Source organism: Paenibacillus sp. WLX2291, from assembly GCF_046603665.1.
Classification (GTDB): Bacteria; Bacillota; Bacilli; order Paenibacillales; family Paenibacillaceae; genus Saccharibacillus.
The window spans coordinates 2053469-2073389 of sequence record NZ_CP176755.1 but is presented as its reverse complement, the minus strand read 5'-3'; the positions used below and the strand labels follow the sequence as shown (position 1 = coordinate 2073389).

Sequence of the window (19921 nt, the reverse complement as noted above, 5' to 3'; positions counted from 1 at the left end):
ATGATACCGGCAATTGCTACCGGCTACGCCGTTTCTAGGTTGCCGTAATTAAACGATTTTACAAAAGAAGGAACACATGTTGTGTCCCCTCCCTTGTTTGTATTTCCGAATCGTTTTCCGGTATGTCCATCTTCCGGCTTGGAAGATTAGCGTTTAACCTGTGCCATAACTTCTTCAACAAAGTTATCTTCTTTTTTCTCCAGACCTTCACCCAGCTCAAAACGAGCGAAGCGACGGATGGAGATATTTTCACCGATTGTGCTGATTTTTTCGTTCAGCAGTTGGCTGATTGTTTTGTCTGGATCTTTAACGAACGATTGCTCCATCAGGCAGTACTCTTCATAGTACTTGTTGATGCGGCCTTCAACCATTTTTTCAACGATTTTCTCTGGTTTGCCTTCGTTCAGTGCTTGTGCTTTCAGGATCTCTTTTTCTTTTTCGATCGCTTCAGCAGGTACTTCTTCACGACGAACATACAGCGGGCTTGCTGCTGCGATTTGCATAGCGATGTCGCGAGCAAAGTCTTTAAATTGATCTGTTTTACCAACAAAGTCAGTTTCACAGTTGATTTCTACCAGTACGCCGATACGTCCGCCAGCGTGGATGTAAGATTCAACTGTACCTTCTGTTGCTGCACGACCAGCTTTGTTTGCTGCTGCGGACAGACCTTTTTCACGAAGTACGTCGATTGCTTTCGAGATATCGCCATTTGTTTCTTCCAGCGCTTTTTTGCAATCCAGCATACCTGCGCCTGTTTTCTCACGAAGCTCTTTTACTGCGCTTGCGTTAACTGCCATTAGTGTGACCTCCATATAGTCAAAAGTTTAATGTAAGTACATGTGCGGAACGCTACAATTGTTACCAATTGCACGCCGCTGACGGCATCACAGCCGCCGCTTCAACCATATCCAGTAGAAGCTTACCATATTTCACCGGGAAATAAAATTCCCGATTACCTTAAAAAAAGGGCAGTGAAAGGTTTACACCTACCAACCACCCTTTTATTTTTAGAAAGCATGTATTGCTATATCGACGCACAAGCGGCAATTATGCAGTTGTTTGTTCGCCTTGGTTTGCTTCGATAACCGCATCAGCCATTTTTCCAGTCAACAGTTTAACAGCGCGGATCGCGTCGTCGTTACCTGGAATAACGTAGTCGATTTCGTCTGGATCGCAGTTTGTATCAACGATACCTACGATTGGGATATTCAGTTTGCGTGCTTCTGCAACAGCGATACGCTCTTTACGAGGATCGATGATGAACAGGGCGCTAGGCAGACCTTTCATGTTTTTGATACCGCCCAAGAATTTTTGCAGACGATCTTTTTCTTTGCGAAGCAAGATTACTTCTTTTTTAGGAAGTACTTCGAAAGTACCGTCTTCTTCCCATTTTTCCAGTTCTTTCAGACGGTTGATACGTTTTTGGATCGTTTCAAAGTTAGTCAGTGTACCACCCAACCAACGTTGGTTGATGTAGAATTGACCAGCGCGCTCAGCTTCTTCCTTAACGGAATCTTGAGCTTGCTTTTTTGTACCAACGAACAGAATTGTACCGCCGTCAGCTGCAACCGATTTTACAAAGTTGTATGCTTCGTCAACTTTTTTAACCGTTTTTTGCAGGTCAATGATGTAGATACCGTTTCTTTCAGTGAAGATGTAACGATCCATTTTCGGGTTCCAACGACGAGTTTGGTGACCGAAATGTACGCCAGCTTCGAGAAGCTGTTTCATGGAAATAACTGCCATGTTTGTGTTCCTCCTAATGGTTTGGTTTTGTGTGTGCCTCCGCATCCTTCATCTTCCGGCAAAACTTCTCATACGAAAAGCACCTCTGCGCGAAATCGGAATGCGTGTGTTTTAACACCATTAGTTAATATATCATAAATATATCGTCTGTTGCAACATCAATATTTTCTTACTGACTATGTACGATATATTACAAAACAGCCATCCTCGGCTGTTGTGCATATTGCACATCAGGAGGATGGCTGTCCGGTAATAACATTGATGATGTTGTCATAGCTTTCGCCGGCATTAATCTGAAAATCGCCAATCTGCAAATGCTTATTGGCATTCATTTGAGATGCACGATTCACAAAATCACGTTGGCTATCAATCAAGCCTTGCTTCTTCAGATTGTATGCGACATCACTCAGCATCTCGCCGCTACTGATATTAAATTGTACCGTAGACGGTGTAGCACTCTTTGCAGGTTGTGTTGTTGCTGCTTGGGATTGCGTATTGTTGGAGCTGGTGGATGTTGAAGTCGGCTGCTCTGTATTCGTTGTCGAAGCGGTTGATGAGGACTGTGGTTGCTTCGGATTCGTCGTCGAACTCGTTGACGACGACTTCGGTTGTTCAGGAGCTGTGGTAGAGCTGGTCGAATTACTAGACGATGCATCAGGCTGTTCCGGGCTAGTAGGTGCTTCGGGATCTGTACTTGTTGGTTCCGTCGTCTCTGTCTGCTTTTGCGCTTCGGCTTTTTTGGCTGCCTCTTGCTTTTGCAGTTCCTGCCATTGATCCCGACTGTATACCTGCTCGTCTGAACTGTACACTTGCATATTTTGCGCTTGTGCTGCTTGTTGAATTTGTTCAGGAGTCAGCTGCATGCCATTCAGCATCGTCTGCCCTTTACCAATATTAACAAGCTGCAACAAAACGGCACCTGCAATAATTCCGACACCGATGCCGATCATAAATGAACGATTTTTGATCACGATTGTTCCTCCTGTTTGGCAAGTTGCAGGATGAGCAGCACTTCTCCGCGCTGCAAACCAACCGTTTTGGCAATCGTATCCACAGACTTGCCATTGTCATGCAGCTTGAACAGCTCTGGATAACGATCCTGAATACGCTCTTGTGGAGGCAATTCCGGCTCTGTTGGTGCTTGCTGCTGTTCTTGCATCATACGTGCCGCTGACTTGATCAATTCTTCGCCCTGACGGTTCAAACCGCTCATCTCCTGCGGTGGAGCAGGAATCGCAGCTGGCACGACAGGTACAGCTGTTGGTACTGGCTGAACGGCAGCTGTAGCCGCACGTTGCTCTAATTCCATCAAACGCTGACGCATTTCGCTTACCTGCTCTTGTAAGGCGATTTGCTTTGCAGTCGATTCCTGCTTGATTTTGGAGACGAGATCGATAATCTCCTCATTTTCCTTTTCAATCTCCGTCATATAATGCTCCAGCGTGTCCTCAACCTTTTCGACTGTAGCGGTTGCGACTGTTTCTTCCGGCTGGCTTTTGTTTTTGCGAGGAAGCACCATACCGTACACAACGGCAAGCGCTCCCAATAAAACGATATATACCCATGAAGGGAAATCACCCATAATTAGCTCACCCTAAGTCAATATGTCATAATATCACAAACAAAACCTGTCTTTTTAAAAGGACAGGTCGATATGTTTGCCTTTGTATGGATGCTCGGCTGGAGCCGATTGTGTCTCTTCTTCCGAATGCTGGTGGTGTTGCTGCTGGGCATGCTGTTCACCTGGATGACCGTCGTGAATCGACGCATCTGCCGATTGCTTCACTCCATCGCTACGCGTTCTCATGCGTTCTGCTTGTTCAAGGGAGCGGTCAGCCAACATTGACTGCTCAATGGATGGACGTATCAGATGTTCCTGTTGAATTTTGCCAGCTTCACTTGTACGCGGTACTGCAATTTGTAATTCCACAGCTCTCATACCCATTGGTAACACCCACCTTGTCTGAAATTAATGATTCGCCACCATCGTAATGTCTCCGTCTTGGAATACGAAGCTTACCCGCTGTGCCGTATCTTTAATATACTTCGTATACCGTCCAATGACCAGCTTGGAACCGCCATAAATCGTATGCATGACTTCGATTTTGGCTTTGCTCGATTCCTCCAACCGCCGTTCAATATCCAGTACGCTATCTTTGAGATCATCCCGCTCGCGCAGTTGACTCTTTTTGGTAGCTGACAATTTGATACGAAGTGCCATCTTGTCTGGTCCCAATTGTCCGACCGATGCCAATTGATCCAACAACGTCAGTGCTTTTTCGGTTTTGTCGAGGTTCTCGTTATGTGTTTTGAGTTCTTTCCGCAGCACGACGAGCTGATTGCGCAGTTCTGGCAGAACGCCAACCTCAATCTCAGTCACGGTAAAAGCGGTATTGCCGATGGTCCGTCCAACGACGATTTCTCCGGCTTGCAGTTGTCCGCCGACGATGAGTCCTTTGGGACCGTCACAGCGGATACTTTCTCCGGCTTGAATATGTGAATGCATAATACTTTGCGAAACGATAACTGACTCGCCCGCATGTACGTTGCCTTCCTGAATAAACCCAGTCTTAACATTGACAGCTGCTTTGACTAATCCTTTGTTATACCCAATAATACCGCCAGTAATTTCAATTGAACCACCTGCTTCTAGTTCAGCACCTTCTACTCCACCAACGACTCGGATATCACCCGATGCACGTACGCGGAAGTTAGAAAGTACATTACCACGAATGACGACCGTACCGACAAAGTCGATATTGCCGGTATGATAATCGATATCGCCATTCACTTCATAAACAGGAAACACATTAATCTTACCGTTATCGGTACGCGATACTACACCGTCAATGGCAGCATAGATGGCTGTTTGCTCGGGATTCAGTACGATGTTTTTGCCGACTTTGAAACGCGCTTCCTTGCCGGGTTTGTAAGGGATTGGTTCACCCGATACATCAATGCCCGGCTCGCCCGGCTGCGGATCGATCCTTTCGGCAATCAGCTGTCCTTTGAGCGCATTGTTCAAACGTAAAATTTCCTTATAGTCCACGCTGCCGTCTTCGGCTTCCCGTGGTCCTCTATTCTCAGAATCTGTCGCTATGGCATGATGAATGTAACCATCGGTGCCCGGTACCGGTGCGGTACCGTGCGCCACTTCAATGGTTTCAGCTTGATACAATTCTGGCTGCGATACCAGCTTGATCAGCTCTTCCATCTTAATGCCATATGTGATTCCCTGCGTACGCAAAAATCCCTCCAGTTGTTCAGCCGTGCATGCAAACTCATCATCAAACGTAGTAAATGACAGATAAGCAGCCGACTTGTCATTCGAAAAACTTACTTTAACATATTCGTCGAGTGTTAATTGAGAGGTCACGCCTTTTTCCCCTTTCACAAACGGCGTTACATATCCTGCATTAACAGACCTCTTTGTTTATCCAGTGCTCCCCGAAGACGAAGAATCGCCTTGGAATGCAATTGCGAGATGCGGGACGGAGACAGTGACATGACTTCCGCAATTTCACTGAGTGAAAGGTCTTCATAGTAAAGCAGTGACACAACCGTTCTTTCTTTTTCGGTAAGTTTCTCAATCCCTTTCATCAGCAGTTCCTTGAGCACAAAATCATTCACGCTGCGATCAGGATTTTTCGCTTTTTCATCCACAATCAAGGACATACGCGTTTCTGATTCCTCTTCACGGATTGGATCTTCCAGCGAGGTGATCGTCATCACGGCAACGTCCTGCAACATGGTTTGGAACTCACGCTCACTTACATCCAGGAATTCGCTAATCTCTGCATCCGATACCGAACGCAAATATTTCTGTTCCAATTGCTGATAAGCATCTTCGATTTTGCGTGCTTTTTCACGTACAGAGCGGGGAACCCAATCTCCTTGTCTCAATCCGTCCAGTATTGCTCCGCGTACCCGCCACGAGGCATACGTTTCAAATTGCAGACCACGCTTATAATCAAATTTCTCAATCGCATCAATTAGACCCATAACCCCGTTACTCATCAAATCGTCTTTGGAAACATTTTTCGGGAGACCGATCGCAAGGCGGCTGGATACATATTCTACGGTGCCAAGATAATTTTCGATCAAGCGTTTTTTTGCTTCCACATTACCATGCTCTTTCCACTGTATCCACAACTCGATATGGTTCAAATGGCTTCCTTTTTGCTCGCTCAATTGCTTTCACCCTCCTTACTTTTGTGTTAGGTGGCGTACGGCCTTGGCCAGTTCCTCCGGATCTTGTTGCTTGGTTGAAACCAGTTTGGGCGGATCGAGAGGCGAGAAGCCTTCCTGTCCTCCGGAATCTACCGGCTTCGGTGTAAGCAAATTGTTCAATTCATTGTCCTGATCAGGAGAAGTAATATCCAGGCGGTTTCCACGATCCTGATCTTCTTGTACAGCCTGTTCTGCCGTTCCTGGCATTCCGCTAGTTCCTGCTGGGGATGGTGGCTTTTTAGCTGCGCCTGCGGGACTCGCGAGAATCCCCAGAATGAAACGCAGCAAAAATGCCAACATAAACCATAGAGCGAATCCGAAACAGCCTCGAACGAGACTTGTGGTCCATGGATTATTTCCGAAAGAGGCAAAAAAGGTAATCGCAAAACCTATGATTCCGAACCATAAGTTTATTTTAATATTCCCTATCATGCCTCATATTTCCTTCTTACCCATTTGTACACTTCTAATCGACAAAAGACCGGTTGTACAGTCCATTTCGATCGTACGCCCGTAGTTGGCGCCTGTGTCCTCCGCAAGCAAAGGAATATGCTGCTCTTTCAGAAATAACTTGCATGCCTCCACATTACGGGGACCAATCCGCATGTGATCACCACCGCTGGAAAAGGAAAACATCTGCGCGCCGCCTGCCATTTTGGCAACCAGGCGTGTCTTCGATGCTCCAAGTCCCAGCATGCGCTTGATCAGTTCCGGCAGAGCGGTATCGGCGTATTTGGCAATATTGACTTGCCCTTCACGCGCGATTTCCGAAGACGGAAGCATGACATGCGCCATACCAACCAGCTGAATGTTTTTGTCGTAGAGGGTAAGGCCCACACATGAACCTAATCCCGTCGTACGGATAATGCCTGCCGTTTTCACGACATTCAGATCAGCCATACCCACTTTAACGACATGTTGTTCCTCAATCATCTTGCAACGGAACTCCTAGTGAAATGAAGATCTTTTCAAATGATTCGGGATCAGGAATCAGGAAAAATTGTCCTTCCACTTCTTCTTTACCTTCCAGGAATGTAGTATCGATCAGCAGTGCATCGTCACCCATTTCCCCGAACTGGAGAAGTCCGTAATTCAAAATAGCGCCTGCCATATCGTAAGCAAGACCAGGCACGGTAGGGCTCATCGACAAGCGTGTAAAATCAGCTAGTGAAGACAGGTAGGAACCTGCCAGAATGTTGCCGATTTCGGCGAGTGCGGATTGCTCCATTTCGCTGAATTGCTCATCATCGCTTACTTCTAGACCCGCAAGTCGGTGTAGCAAACCTTTGCCTGCTTCCGGAGTAAGAATGAAAAACAGATTGCCCGGCGCATCCCCTTCCACACGGAAGAAGATGGCGAGCACGATTTGTTCTGGGCCGCCGACTTTGTTGGCAATTTGCTCAAACGGCAAAATCTGCACTTTCGGTACAGCCATATCGATGGGCTTGTCCAGAAGCTGGGAAAGGGCAGTGGCTGCATTGCCTGCCCCGATATTCCCAACTTCTTTGAGCACATCCATTTTGAATCCTTCAAGCTTTTTGAAGAGATCCATCAGTCTTCAATACCTTCCAGTTGTACAACCTCGGTTTTGTTAAGCACTTCCGCGAGATTGAGCATGATCAGCAGCCGTTCTTCGTCGAGCTTTGCTACACCATCCAGATATCTTGCTTTTACGCCGCCAACCACTTCAGGCGGTTTTTCGATACTACTACGTTTGATATCTACAACATCGTTAGCAGAATCAACGATAAAGCCGACCTGCATTTTGTCCACTTCCACGATGATAATACGCGTTTGATCCGAATATTCGGCTCCTGGCAGATTGAAGCGTCCGCGCAGATCGATAACCGGAATAACAACGCCGCGCAGGTTAATAACCCCTTTTACAAAATCCAGCGTTTTGGGAACGCGGGTAATCGGCAACATGCGCTCGATCGTTTGTACTTTATCGACTTCGATACCGTACTCTTCTTTTGCCAGTTTAAATACGATTACTTTCAATTCATCCATGGGTAAATCCTCCTCAATAAATGGACTGCATTATTTAATAAATGCATTCGGGTCAATAATCAAAGCGACCTGGCCGTCACCGAGAATTGTCGCACCAGAGATGCCCTGTGTATCAGGCAAGTAGCTGCCCAGGGTTTTCAGTACGATCTCGTTCTGACCAATAAAGTTCTCTACAGCGATTGCTGCCAATTTGTCTCCTTTGCGGATAACAACGATCTCCGTTTCCTCTTCTTCGCGCTCATCAAAGTCTGGAACCTCGAATACACGGCTCAGAGACAGTAACGGAATATGCGTATCGCGATAAGGAATCAGCTGGCTGCCATGCAGATCACGTACCTGTTTCGCTTTGATAATACCGGTTTCCACAATTGAAGTCAGCGGAATCGCATATTTTTCCGAACCGACGCGAATCATCATCGCGGAAATGATCGACAGAGTCAGTGGCAGTTGTACCGAGAACTTGGTGCCTTTGCCCAGTTCGGACGATACAGTCACATGACCACCAAGCGATGTGATCTTCGATTTCACAACATCCAGACCAACACCGCGACCGGAAATATCGGAAATCACTTCTGCCGTACTAAAACCTGGTGCAAACAGCAATTGGTATACTTCTTCATCCTTCATGCTATTCGCTTGCTCTTGAGACACGACGCCGTTTTTGAGCGCTTTTTGCAGGACTCTGTCACGGTTGATCCCGTGTCCATCATCTTCGATCTCGATAAAGACGTGGTTCCCACTATGGAACGCACTCAGTTTAACGGTACCGGTTTCGTCTTTGCCAGCGGCTACACGATCCGCCACAGACTCAACACCATGGTCGACGGAGTTACGCAACAAGTGAACGAGCGGATCGCCGATTTCGTCGATAACGGTACGATCAAGTTCCGTTTCTGCACCAGTGATGATCAGATCCAGCTTTTTATCGAGTGATTTAGCAAGGTCACGAACCATACGCGGGAACCGGTTGAATACGGTATCCACAGGCACCATGCGCAGTTTCAATACGATATTTTGCAGATCGCTGCTAACACGACCCATATGTTCCACCGTATCGGTCAGTGCTGGTACTTTCACTTCGCTTGCCAGTTGCTCCAGACGAACACGGTCGATCAGCAATTCGCTGAACAGGTTCATCAGTACATCCAGACGGTCGATATCGACGCGAATGGTACGAGATGGAGCAGGTGCAGGTGCTTTGGCTGCTGCTTTGGGAGCAGCGGCTGGTGCTGCCGCTTTGGCTGCTGGTGCAGGCGTGCTGGTCGGTGTTGCTGCTTCCGGTGCAGGTGCTGCTTGAGGCTCAGCTGGAACTTCTTTGGAAGCGGCGAGCTGTTTCAGCGAATCTACATCCAGTTGCGTCACCTTAACGCTCTCGATCTCGGAAATGCTGCTAACCATTGGTTCCAGTTCCGCAGGATCTTTTTGTGTCACATAGTATAGTGAAAAGCTACGTTCAAACTTGTCTTGTTCAATATCCTGTGTGGAAGGCTCAGATTTGATCACATCGCCATAACGTTCCAGCAGATCAAATACCATGTAGGCACGAACCGCTTTCAGCTGACAATCTTCACGAATCGATATTTCCATGTACAATGCCTGATGACCGGCAGCCATCGATTGCTCGATAACCGACTGCTGGAATTCATCCAATTCGATGCCTTCACTGTCTTTGATGGCTACAGGTGTACTGGTTGCCGGTGTTGCTGCTGCGGGCGCAGCTGCGGCTGTTGTAGCGGCCGGAATATCTCCTCGCACAATCGCTTGTAGCGCTTCAACAATCGCGGTGACATCAGCTTTCCCTTCGCCGCCCTGTGTAATGTCCTGCACCATTGATTCCAGTGCATCCAGACCTTTGAACAAGGTATCGAAAATAAATTCTTGCATCGCCAGCTTTTCATTGCGGACGAGATCGAGTACATTTTCCATCTGGTGCGTGAGCGCCGCTAGATCTTCAAATCCCATCGTAGCCGCCATCCCTTTCAGCGTATGTGCTGAGCGGAAAATGACTTGCACGATTCCTAGGTCTGTCGGGTTTCCTTCCAGTTCAAGCATTTTTTCATTTAACGACTGCAGATGATCGTTCGACTCATCAATAAACATGGATAAATATTGATTCATGTCCATCGTGAGACACCTCCTCCATAGAATAACATAGTGCTTTTCGTAAGCTATTTAACGATTTGTACAAGTTTTGGCGCAATATCAGGTAATGGCAGGAGGTGGTTCACACATCCGAGCTCTACAGCCGAGCGAGGCATTCCGTACACTACACAAGTATCTTCGTTTTCTGCGAAGGTAGGGATTACACCACTGTCGTATAAATTTTTCATTTCCCGCGCGCCATCACTTCCCATTCCCGTCATGATCACCGCATAACGCTGCAAATCATTGAACGAGCGGATTGAAGCAAAAAGCGTATCCACGGAAGGACGGTGTCCATTGCGTGGAGGGTCCTGCGAAAGCTCAAGCCGATAACCGCCTTGACTGCGAACTACCGTCATATGATAGCCCCCAGGTGCGATATAGGCCGTGCCAGGTTGCAGCGGCATGCCGTGCTCCCCCTCCACAACATTGATCTGGCTCAGGCTATTCAAGCGCTGCGCCAGCGATCGTGTAAAGTTCGGCGGCATATGCTGCACGATGACGATCGGTGCCGGGAAATTGGCCGGGATTTTTTCCAAGAAACTTTTTAGTGCTCGAGGTCCGCCGGTGGAACAACCTACAGCGACCAGCTTACTGATCGCCGCTGCCGGACGATCACCCGGAGCTGTCTTGGATGCCGGTGGAGTCGAAAAGGCTGATGCCGGCACCGACGATGCAGCAGGTTTCTCCGGTTCCTTGCGTGCGGGTCTCGGAGAAGGGCTGATCGGCGGTCTGGTTGTTTTGGAATCGGCAGGCTTCAGCGGAGTTGCCGAGGATGCCGGACGCTCACTGGTGCGATGTGAATCAAGCGGTTTATCCAGCGTCGTCTTTTTGGTGGTACTCGGTTTCACCGGCTGTGTAACTCTGCCATTCAGTGGCGCAGCAGTTGAGCTTGACGACGCAGGGCTTGTTGTTGGACGTTTAGGGACGTCTCTAACAGGCGCAGGTCGTGTAGGCGGCTCCTGTGGCGCCGGAGAAGCTGTAGGTGCCTGCTGTACAGGTGGAGCTTCAGCTTCCGGCTGGACAGTCATCGCTGACTGATCGACTGCCAGATGTTTTTGTTCGTTACGTTTGCGTTTTCTTTCGAGAGCATGAACGGCGGTATGCAGTTGACGAAGTAGCTGCTGACCAACCTCTTCAATGTCCTGCGAATTGCTGACAGAAGGTTTACGGATAAAGTCGAACGCTCCGCTCTCCAACGCCATAATCGTTTCTCGCATTCCTTGCTCGTTAATACCAGATAGCATAATAACGGGCAGCGGACGCTGAGACATAATAATTTTCAGTGCTTCCAGACCGTTCATTTCCGGCATTTCTACGTCCATCGTCACCACATCCGGCTTTAATTCCAGTACCTTCTGTGTCGCTTCCAGACCGTTGCCTGCCGTATCAATGACTTGAAATTCCGAATCCGCCTGAATCAGATCCGAAACGATCTTGCGCATGAATGGGGAATCATCTACAACCAGCACTTTATAAGTTGCCATAACTATAGCACCTCTGTTCCTTACAGAATCATTTAGTACGCCGCATCCATTTTTGTATAAATCCCTTGATTCCTGATAAGGTCCCTTCCTGGCGCAGATCCGGTGAAACGACATACTGCATAGCCAGGTTCTGGATATCCTTTGAAGCAAGACACCCTGGAGCATGAATGGAAAAAGGAACCTGCTTTTTCACCGATTGGCTAACATGAGAGTCATCACTTACAAAACCAAGCATCGGAATGTCCAGATTTAGAAACCGGCTGGTGACCAAACCGATCTTATCAGCGGTCTGGTTGGCTTCACGCTGGCTTTCCGCTCGATTAACCACCAATTTAAAAGCGGTGCTGTCTTCCAATCCATGTACCACCTTGATCAGTGCATATGCATCCGTGATCGCCGTTGGCTCTGGCGTGGTCACGACAATGCACTCATCTGAGGACATAATAAACTGCAATGTTTCCTTGGACAGTCCTGCTCCTGTATCAAACAGGATATAATCCATATCGGCAGCAATTTTTTGAATTTGAGTAGTAAAGTAAACTAAATCTTTCTCAGACAACGAAAATAGTGAACTTAATCCCGAACCACCTGCAATATAAGGCAATGATCCGGCACCTTTTTCGATGATTTCGCCAATCTGTTTTTCACCGCTAAGCAGATGTGACAGATTGTATTGCGAACGAACGCCCATCAGAACATCAATATTTGCCATGCCGATATCGGCATCAAATACGAGCACCTTCCGTCCGAGCCGTTGTAATGCGAGTGCAAAATTCAAAGTGAAGTTGGATTTACCAACTCCTCCCTTGCCACTTGTCACAGCAATGAATTTGGCACCGCCATTGCCCGGATCACGCGTTTCAAGAGCTTTGGCTTTGGTCGACATCAGATTGCGTAACGATTGGGCTTGATCCATCATGGCAAGATCTCTCCAAGTAATACATTTGCCAGAAAATCAGGGCTTGGCATCAGCAGATCATCCGGCACATTTTGTCCATTGGTCATATAAGACAGTCGCAGTGGATGTTCTTGTAGAAGGTTAAACATCGCCCCATAACTTCCGGTTTCGTCCGCTTTAGTGAAAATCACTTTATCCAGCGGATACTTACTGAAATGATCGGTGATCGTTCTCATATCTTCCGTTTTGGATGTTAAAGCAAGTACCAAATACGTCTCGCTCTCTTCCAGAGGTGCCAGCAGACTTTGCAGTTCGGAAACGAGCAATTCATTCCGGTAGTTGCGACCAGCGGTATCCATTAGGATCAAATCGCAATCTGCCAGGCGCTGTAACGATCGCTGCAAATCACCAGGCGATTGCACAACCTCCAATGGAACACCGAGGATAGAAGCATACGTACGAAGCTGTTCAACCGCGGAAATACGGTACGTATCGGAAGTGATGAAGCCGACTTTGCGTTTGTATTTGAACAGCTGCTCTGCGGCAAGCTTGGCAATCGTAGTTGTTTTGCCTACTCCTGTCGGTCCGGCAATGTAGACAATTTTCGTGCCCGGATCGATGCCACCGCCAATACGAGACACGGTGAACTGCTCAATCTGCGTCTTCATTGCTTTTCTCGCTTCCTGTGCGCTCATCTGCTGCCCTGTAGGGTGCTGGTCCATAATCTGGTCTACCCAGCCGTCAATCATGCTCTGATCGACGCCCTGGACCTTCAAATGCTGTACGATCTGCATCAGCGTTTCAGGAAGCTCAGCCAGTTCCCGATCTCGTGTAAGATCAGCCATCATTTTTTTCATCTGGCGCAGTTCTTCAAACAATCGTTCTTCAGTCATTTGCTCACTACCGCCTGCCTGTTGCTGCAACGCTTGCTGTAATGCTTGAATCGATACAGAAGCTGGCGTATGCTGCGGTGGCAGTTCCGTTGGAACTTCAGCAGTCGCAGTTTGTGTTTGCGCATGGCTTTGTGGCTGGTTGTAAGGTAACGATGCTGCTGGCACATTCTGTGCAGGCTGGTCATCCACAGCTAACGCTTGGCGCATGGATTCGGCAAATGCCTGACTTGATTTGCGATACGCATCCGGTACCGCTTTTTTGGGAATCGGTGCAATTGGTGGAATAACATTTTCCTGTGGAGCAGCTGATTGTGTGGAAGCAGTTGCGGCTTTACTTTCTGCCGCCTGCTCCTTCTCGACTGCTGCAATCACTTCGATTTTTTTCTTTTGAAACATGCCTAGAAAGCCGCCAGTCTTCAATTCCTTCGTACTTAAAATGACGGCATCGCTGCCAAGATCAGTACGAATCTTCAGCATGGCGTCAGGCATTGTGTCTACGATATAGCGTTTTACTCTCATAAGTTCACCACTCCGACACTCTGAATTTCAACGTTAGGTTCCAGCTCACTGTAAGACAGTACCGGGATATCCTGCATCGTACGCTCAATCAGCTGGCGCAAGTACATGCGGATCGCTGGCGAGGTTAGCACGATTGGCTGTTGTCCCATTTGCAGTAAACGGTTCACCTGCTCGTTGATTTTCTGATACATCGATTGCGTGGAAACCGGGTCCAAAGCCAGATAGCTGCCCTGTTCAGATTGCTGGACACTTTCGGCAATTTTCTTTTCCAAATTCGGGCCAACCGTAATGACGCGAAGCGTCTCGCCCTGACTTGTAAATTGCTGCGTAATCTGGCGGGATAGTGCCTGGCGTACATATTCGGTCAGCACATCTGGATCTTTGGTATAGGCTCCGTAATCGGCAAGCGTTTCAAAGATGGATACCATGTCGCGAATCGAGATCTTCTCTTTTAACAACTTAACCAATACTTTCTGTACATCACCGATGGATAATACGGAAGGAATGAGTTCGTCGACCAGCACAGGATAATTCTCACGCAGATTGTCGACCAGCGAACGAACTTCTTGACGTCCAAGCAATTCGTGAGAATGCTTTTTGATCAGTTCGGTCAAATGAGTAGCCACCACGGATGGTGGATCGACCACAGTATAACCGGATAGTTCTGCGCGTTCCTTCGTAATCTCGTCTATCCATAGTGCAGGAAGCCCAAAAGCTGGTTCTAAAGTCTCTATACCCGTAATCGAGTCATCTTCAAACCCAGGACTCATGGCCAGGTAGTGATTTAGTAATAATTCACCACCACCTACTACATTTCCTTTAATTTTGATAACATATTCATTCGGTTTCAACTGAATATTATCGCGAATGCGAATGACAGGGACCACAAGACCCAGTTCGAGTGCACATTGACGACGAATCATAATGATTCGATCCAGCAAATCGCCACCTTGTTGCGTATCCGCCAACGGGATCAGACCATATCCAAATTCAAATTCAATCGGATCAATTTGCAGCAGATTGATGACACTTTCTGGACTGCGTACTTCCTCGATCTGTTGTTCTTCCTGCTGCTGTTCCGCATCTACAACCTTTTGATTGAGATTCGCTTGCATTTTGCGAGCTGCGAATACGAGCAGAATAGCCAGTGGGAAGGTTGTGATGAAATGAATAGGGGTAAATAAACCGAGCAATGTAATAACAGCTGCAACGATGTATAACATCATTGGATACGAGAATAACTGGCTTGTAATGTCATCCGCCAGATTTCCTTCTGAGGAAGCTCTCGTTACGATCAAACCAGCTGCGGTGGAGATGAGCAGTGCAGGAATCTGACTGACCAAACCGTCACCAATGGTCAGTATAGAGTAAGTGGAGAGCGCATCAGCAAATGCCATTCCATGAATCGCTATCCCGATAATAAATCCACCGATCAAGTTGATCATGAGGATAATAATGCCTGCAATAGCATCCCCTTTAACGAACTTACTCGCACCGTCCATTGCGCCGTAGAAGTCAGCTTCGCGCTCAATCTTGCTACGACGTTCACGCGCCTGCTGTTCATTGATCAGACCAGCATTCAGATCGGCATCGATACTCATCTGTTTACCAGGCATCGCATCGAGTGTAAACCGTGCGCCAACCTCAGCTACACGCTCTGAACCTTTTGTGATAACGATAAACTGCACGATAACGAGAATCAGGAAGACGATAAAACCAACAGCAATTTGCCCGCCTGCTACCCAGCTGCCGAACGTGGATACGACCGAGCCTGCATCCGCCTGTCCGAGAATGAGCTTGGTTGTGGAAATATTAAGTGCTAACCGGAACAATGTCGTTATGAGCAACATCGCCGGAAAGATCGAGAACTCTAGCGCTTCTCTGGTGTTCATCGCAATCAGCAAAATAATCATTGCGAGTGAGATATTGATAATCAGCAATATGTCGAGCAGCCATGTTGGGATCGGAAGTATCATCATCATAATGATTCCAATGACACCCACAAGGACAACCAAATCTTTTTTCTTCAATGTTATTCAGCCCTCCGATCCCTTACTTCGTTTTGCCTTTCACCTTGTATACATAGGCTAGAACTTCCGCTACGGCTTGGAACAGATCACCGGGAATCGATTCGCCGATTTCTGTTCGAGCGAACAGCGCCCGTGCCAGCGGTTTATTTTCCATAATGACCACGCGATTCTGCTTGGCCACTTCACGGATTCGCAATGCGACAAAATCTTGACCTTTAGCAACTACCATGGGTGCTGCCATCTGTGAATTATCATATTTGAGAGCAACAGCAAAGTGCGTCGGGTTCGTAATAATAACGTCAGCATTGGGAACGTCTTGCATCATCCGCTGCATCGCCATGCGGCGTTGCCGTTCGCGAATTTTCCCTTTTATCAACGGGTCCCCTTCCGTCTTTTTGTATTCGTCTTTGATATCCTGTTTGGACATGCGCAGCTTTTTGTTGTGATCGAAACGCTGATACATATAGTCCAAGATGGCGAGAACAAACAGTCCAACACCAACCTTCAAACCAAGACTGGCTGTTAATCCAGCAGCAAAGTGCAAGATTGATTCCGGTGGCATATATGCCGTTTTTGGAATATCATGACTGACGCCTGCCAGCGTGCTGTAGACAAGATAACCGATGACTATCATTTTCAAAACTGACTTCAAAAATTCTACAACCGAGCGCATGGAAGCAATATTTTTAAATCCTTTGATAGGATCAAGCTTGCTTAGCTTGGGCATCAGCGGCTTACCTGTAAGCATAAAGCCGACCTGTGCATAGTTTGTAATGATTGCTAGTAAAAATACAGTTACGAATACCGGAGATACGATAATGAGAATCTCCATGGCATACTGTCCCAGCATCTGCATCACATTCGCAACTGTAATCTCCGTAGATAACCGATGTAGAAAGCCGTCTGTAAACAGCCATGTAATCCGTTTCAGGAAAAAACCGCCGAAAATCATCAGACACGCAATTCCGCCCAGCATAATTGCCGAACCTGGTATGTCGATACTTTTGGCAACCTGACCTTCTTTACGCGCTTCCCTACGTTTCTGCGGTGTTGCTTCTTCCGTTTTCTCTCCAGCGAACAGCTGAAGATTCATGCGTAACCGGAATGCCACTGCTTACAGCCTCCTTTCTACAGAGAGGTTACGGTGATGATGAAGTCGGGCGATTCCCTAACACTTGCAGTAAGCCCTGCATCGCCTGAAACATTTCTTCAAACAAATGCTCGAAAATAAAAGCAAAGCTTGGAGCCAGCAACATGAGCAGGAATAAACCTACGATAATTTTGACCGGTACACCAATAACGAAAATATTAAATTGCGGCGCACTACGCGCCAGAAAACCGAGTCCCACGTCTGTCAAAAACATTGCGACTACAATCGGCGCTGACATCTGGAAAGCGATTAAAAAGGAATTACTGAATGCTCGGATCAAAAAGTCGCTGAGCGACCCATTCAAAATCTGACTGGCTATATCACTATTCATCGGAATCCAGTCGTAACTATACAATACCGATTGCAACAAATAATGATGACCATTCATACTCAGAAAGATGAGCATCGCGAACATGTATTTAAAGTTACCGATCAATGGAGCCGAAGCACCGGTCATCGGATCAAATACAGTCGCGATCCCAAGACCGATCTGAATATCAATAAACGAGCCTGCTGTCTGGATTACCATAAACATCAGATAAGCGATATATCCAAGCAGCAGGCCGATCATGACCTCACGTATAACGAGCAGCATGTACATTTCTGTGCCGTCCGGTATTTTGATTGTCGTACCTTTTATCAAATAGATCAGAAGGGAAACAAATAATGCAATGCCTACCTTAAACTGACTTGGCACCCCTCTGGATGAAAAGACAGGTGAAACTACAAAAAAAGCTGTCATTCGACAAAAAACAAGCAAAAAAACAGGAAAGCTTTGCAGTAGTGTCTCCATAAGCCATCAGCCTAACCGATATATTTGTACAGATTACCGAGGATATCGGCTGTATATTCAATCATAACCGTTAAGATCCACGGGCCAAAAAGCAGCAGCGCCAGCATGACAGCAACGATTTTCGGCACAAAGGCAAGAGTTTGTTCCTGAATCTGCGTAGTCGCCTGGAAAATACTAACCAGCAAACCGACTACAAGTCCCAGAATAAGCATCGGCGCGCTTACTTTCAGCACAGTATAGACCGCCTGCCCCGCCATACCGATGATAAACTCCGAACTCATAATGAACCTCCTTCAACGAGGTGAATATAATACTGCGGTGATTCCAGAGGAAGCCCCGCTAATTGAAACTGATCAAAAGCGACTTGACGATAAGATACCATCCATCTACAAGAACGAATAGCAAAATTTTGAAAGGAAGTGAAATCATGACAGGTGGTAGCATCATCATCCCCATCGCCATCAATACGCTAGCAACAACGATATCAATGACAAGGAACGGTATGAAGATCATAAAGCCCATCTGGAATGCTGTTTTCAGCTCGCTAATTGCATACGATGGAACCATAACAGTCAATGGAATGTCCTGTATGTTAGATGGCTTAGCTGTACCTGTATATTCCAGAAACAGCAGCAAATCCTTCTCGCGCGTATGCTTGAACATAAATTCCTTGATTGGCTTCTCTGCTGCCTGCAATGCTTGGGTTTGATTGATCTGCCCTTGCAAATATGGCTGCAATGCCACCTGGTTCATCTGCGACAACGTTGGCGACATAATGAACAAGGTTAAAAATAAAGCCAGCCCTACCAGTACCTGATTGGGAGGCATCTGGTTAGTCCCTAATGAAGTCCGGACAAAGCTGAGCACAATCACAATACGTGTAAAACTGGTCATAAGTACCAGAAATGATGGAGCTATACCGATGATAGTTATCAAAAGCAAAATGGTCAGCGAACTGGTCGCCGGTTCATTGCCTGAGCTACCGTTGTTATCATTGCCGATCTGAATGTCGATATTCGGGATCGGATCGGCTGCTGCAAATATAGGATGAACCGATATTAGACTAACAGCAAAAAGCAGCATAAACGTTAAAATCAGCTTTTTTTTCATGAATCCCTCGACCGATCTGTAGAATCTTCCTCCTTCAGCAGTTCTTCCATCTTCTGTCTGCGATTTGGAATCTGGCGCAGTTTGCTTTCAAAAACTTCCTGAAAAGCATCCGTATCGCCAATTTCTTCTTCCTGGATGGCAGATTTCGGACGAAAACGATTGCTGAGCTTGGAGATGAGCGGAGTCAAAAAATTGTTTGGTTCCGCCGCCTCGGATTGAAAAGACTGAATAACAAGCATCGCTTCCTCGGGATCAGAGATTTTATCCACAAGCGTAATATCATCCCCAACTCCGATCAGGTAGACCGTGTTTCCAATCTCAATCACCTGAATGGATTTGTTCGGTCCCAGTGCCATACCGCCTATGGTACGTATGGCACGGCGGGATAACCAGGTCTGATTTTTCCGACCAAGAAACCGAAGCAACAATACGATAAGCCCTATTATTACAGCCAAGACGATTATAACCCAAACGAGGTTTAGGATATAATCGCCTGTTCCTCCCATTGTGGCTGTTTGAGCTGACATGGGAATATTCTCCTATACGCCTAGCGTTTTGCTGATCGCTTCAATAACACGATCCGCTTGGAAAGGTTTAACGATAAAATCTTTGGCTCCTGCTTGGATAGCATCGATAACCATCGCCTGTTGACCCATCGCAGAACACATAATTACTTTTGCTCCGCCATCGAGTTTTTTGATTTCTTTCAGAGCGGCGATACCGTCCATCTCTGGCATTGTGATATCCATCGTAATCAGATCCGGGCGAAGTTCTTTGAATTTCTCAACTGCCTGGGATCCGTCTTGCGCTTCCCCTACTACTTCATACCCGTTTTTAGTTAAAATATCCCGGATCATCATTCTCATAAAAGCTGCATCATCCACGATAAGAATTCGGTTTGCCATTGATTTAA

General features: G+C 47.0%; 22 protein-coding genes. All 22 read right to left on the bottom strand.

Annotated features, from left to right (window positions below):
* Window positions 1–146: 146 nt before the first annotated feature.
* Window positions 147–797, bottom strand: coding sequence for a translation elongation factor Ts (gene tsf, locus ACDE64_RS09020; RefSeq protein ID WP_367056499.1), 651 nt, complete (start codon window positions 795–797; stop codon window positions 147–149).
* 250 nt (window positions 798–1047) lie between these two features.
* A complete protein-coding gene (gene rpsB, locus ACDE64_RS09015; RefSeq protein ID WP_411346137.1) occupies window positions 1048–1746 on the bottom strand; it encodes a 30S ribosomal protein S2 in 699 nt (232 codons plus the stop codon).
* Window positions 1747–1976: 230 nt separating this feature from the next.
* Complete coding sequence (locus ACDE64_RS09010; RefSeq protein ID WP_411349742.1) at window positions 1977–2717, bottom strand: hypothetical protein; 741 nt, start codon at window positions 2715–2717, stop codon at window positions 1977–1979.
* On the bottom strand, window positions 2714–3328 hold the full coding sequence (locus tag ACDE64_RS09005) for a hypothetical protein (protein ID WP_411349741.1): 615 nt from the start codon (window positions 3326–3328) through the stop codon (window positions 2714–2716). Before ACDE64_RS09005 ends, ACDE64_RS09010 begins: the two co-directional genes overlap by 4 nt.
* A 54-nt stretch (window positions 3329–3382) precedes the next feature.
* On the bottom strand, window positions 3383–3691 hold the full coding sequence (locus tag ACDE64_RS09000; RefSeq protein ID WP_411349740.1) for a hypothetical protein: 309 nt from the start codon (window positions 3689–3691) through the stop codon (window positions 3383–3385).
* 24 nt (window positions 3692–3715) lie between these two features.
* Window positions 3716–5122, bottom strand: a complete 1407-nt coding sequence (locus ACDE64_RS08995; protein WP_411346133.1) for a DUF342 domain-containing protein — start codon at window positions 5120–5122, stop codon at window positions 3716–3718.
* A 26-nt stretch (window positions 5123–5148) separates the two neighbouring features.
* Complete coding sequence (locus ACDE64_RS08990) at window positions 5149–5937, bottom strand: FliA/WhiG family RNA polymerase sigma factor (protein WP_411346132.1); 789 nt, start codon at window positions 5935–5937, stop codon at window positions 5149–5151.
* A gap of 15 nt (window positions 5938–5952) precedes the next feature.
* Window positions 5953–6408: a hypothetical protein gene (locus tag ACDE64_RS08985; protein ID WP_411349739.1), complete on the bottom strand. Its 456-nt coding sequence runs from the start codon at window positions 6406–6408 to the stop codon at window positions 5953–5955.
* Window positions 6409–6411: 3 nt separating this feature from the next.
* Window positions 6412–6909: a chemotaxis protein CheD gene (locus ACDE64_RS08980; RefSeq protein WP_411346130.1), complete on the bottom strand. Its 498-nt coding sequence runs from the start codon at window positions 6907–6909 to the stop codon at window positions 6412–6414.
* Window positions 6902–7528, bottom strand: a complete 627-nt coding sequence (locus ACDE64_RS08975; protein ID WP_411346129.1) for a chemotaxis protein CheC — start codon at window positions 7526–7528, stop codon at window positions 6902–6904. The genes ACDE64_RS08980 and ACDE64_RS08975 overlap by 8 nt, the downstream gene beginning before the upstream one ends.
* Entirely contained in the window at window positions 7528–7986 is a 459-nt protein-coding gene (locus ACDE64_RS08970; RefSeq protein ID WP_411346128.1) for a chemotaxis protein CheW, read from the bottom strand. The genes ACDE64_RS08975 and ACDE64_RS08970 overlap by 1 nt, the downstream gene beginning before the upstream one ends.
* A gap of 30 nt (window positions 7987–8016) precedes the next feature.
* Window positions 8017–10110: a chemotaxis protein CheW gene (locus tag ACDE64_RS08965; protein WP_411349738.1), complete on the bottom strand. Its 2094-nt coding sequence runs from the start codon at window positions 10108–10110 to the stop codon at window positions 8017–8019.
* Window positions 10111–10154: 44 nt separating this feature from the next.
* Window positions 10155–11615, bottom strand: coding sequence for a chemotaxis-specific protein-glutamate methyltransferase CheB (gene cheB / locus ACDE64_RS08960; RefSeq protein ID WP_411349737.1), 1461 nt, complete (start codon window positions 11613–11615; stop codon window positions 10155–10157).
* A 28-nt stretch (window positions 11616–11643) separates the two neighbouring features.
* Window positions 11644–12534, bottom strand: a complete 891-nt coding sequence (locus tag ACDE64_RS08955) for a MinD/ParA family protein (RefSeq protein ID WP_411346125.1) — start codon at window positions 12532–12534, stop codon at window positions 11644–11646.
* Entirely contained in the window at window positions 12531–13925 is a 1395-nt protein-coding gene (flhF, locus tag ACDE64_RS08950; RefSeq protein WP_411349736.1) for a flagellar biosynthesis protein FlhF, read from the bottom strand. The genes ACDE64_RS08955 and flhF overlap by 4 nt, the downstream gene beginning before the upstream one ends.
* Window positions 13922–15955, bottom strand: coding sequence for a flagellar biosynthesis protein FlhA (flhA, locus tag ACDE64_RS08945; RefSeq protein WP_411346123.1), 2034 nt, complete (start codon window positions 15953–15955; stop codon window positions 13922–13924). The genes flhF and flhA overlap by 4 nt, the downstream gene beginning before the upstream one ends.
* A 22-nt stretch (window positions 15956–15977) precedes the next feature.
* On the bottom strand, window positions 15978–17066 hold the full coding sequence (gene flhB / locus ACDE64_RS08940) for a flagellar biosynthesis protein FlhB (protein ID WP_411349735.1): 1089 nt from the start codon (window positions 17064–17066) through the stop codon (window positions 15978–15980).
* 28 nt (window positions 17067–17094) lie between these two features.
* Complete coding sequence (gene fliR / locus ACDE64_RS08935) at window positions 17095–17898, bottom strand: flagellar biosynthetic protein FliR (protein ID WP_411349734.1); 804 nt, start codon at window positions 17896–17898, stop codon at window positions 17095–17097.
* A gap of 11 nt (window positions 17899–17909) precedes the next feature.
* The gene (gene fliQ, locus ACDE64_RS08930; RefSeq protein ID WP_411346120.1) at window positions 17910–18179 is read right to left on the bottom strand and encodes a flagellar biosynthesis protein FliQ; all 270 of its coding nucleotides are present in this window, start codon (window positions 18177–18179) and stop codon (window positions 17910–17912) included.
* Between the two features lie 58 nt (window positions 18180–18237).
* Window positions 18238–19008 carry a flagellar type III secretion system pore protein FliP gene (gene fliP, locus ACDE64_RS08925; protein WP_411349733.1) on the bottom strand — a complete coding sequence of 257 codons (771 nt, stop codon included), beginning with the start codon at window positions 19006–19008 and terminating at the stop codon, window positions 18238–18240.
* The gene (locus tag ACDE64_RS08920) at window positions 19005–19535 is read right to left on the bottom strand and encodes a FliO/MopB family protein (protein ID WP_411349732.1); all 531 of its coding nucleotides are present in this window, start codon (window positions 19533–19535) and stop codon (window positions 19005–19007) included. Before ACDE64_RS08920 ends, fliP begins: the two co-directional genes overlap by 4 nt.
* 12 nt (window positions 19536–19547) lie before the next feature.
* Window positions 19548–19913: a response regulator gene (locus ACDE64_RS08915; RefSeq protein WP_367056437.1), complete on the bottom strand. Its 366-nt coding sequence runs from the start codon at window positions 19911–19913 to the stop codon at window positions 19548–19550.
* Between the last annotated feature and the right edge of the window lie 8 nt (window positions 19914–19921).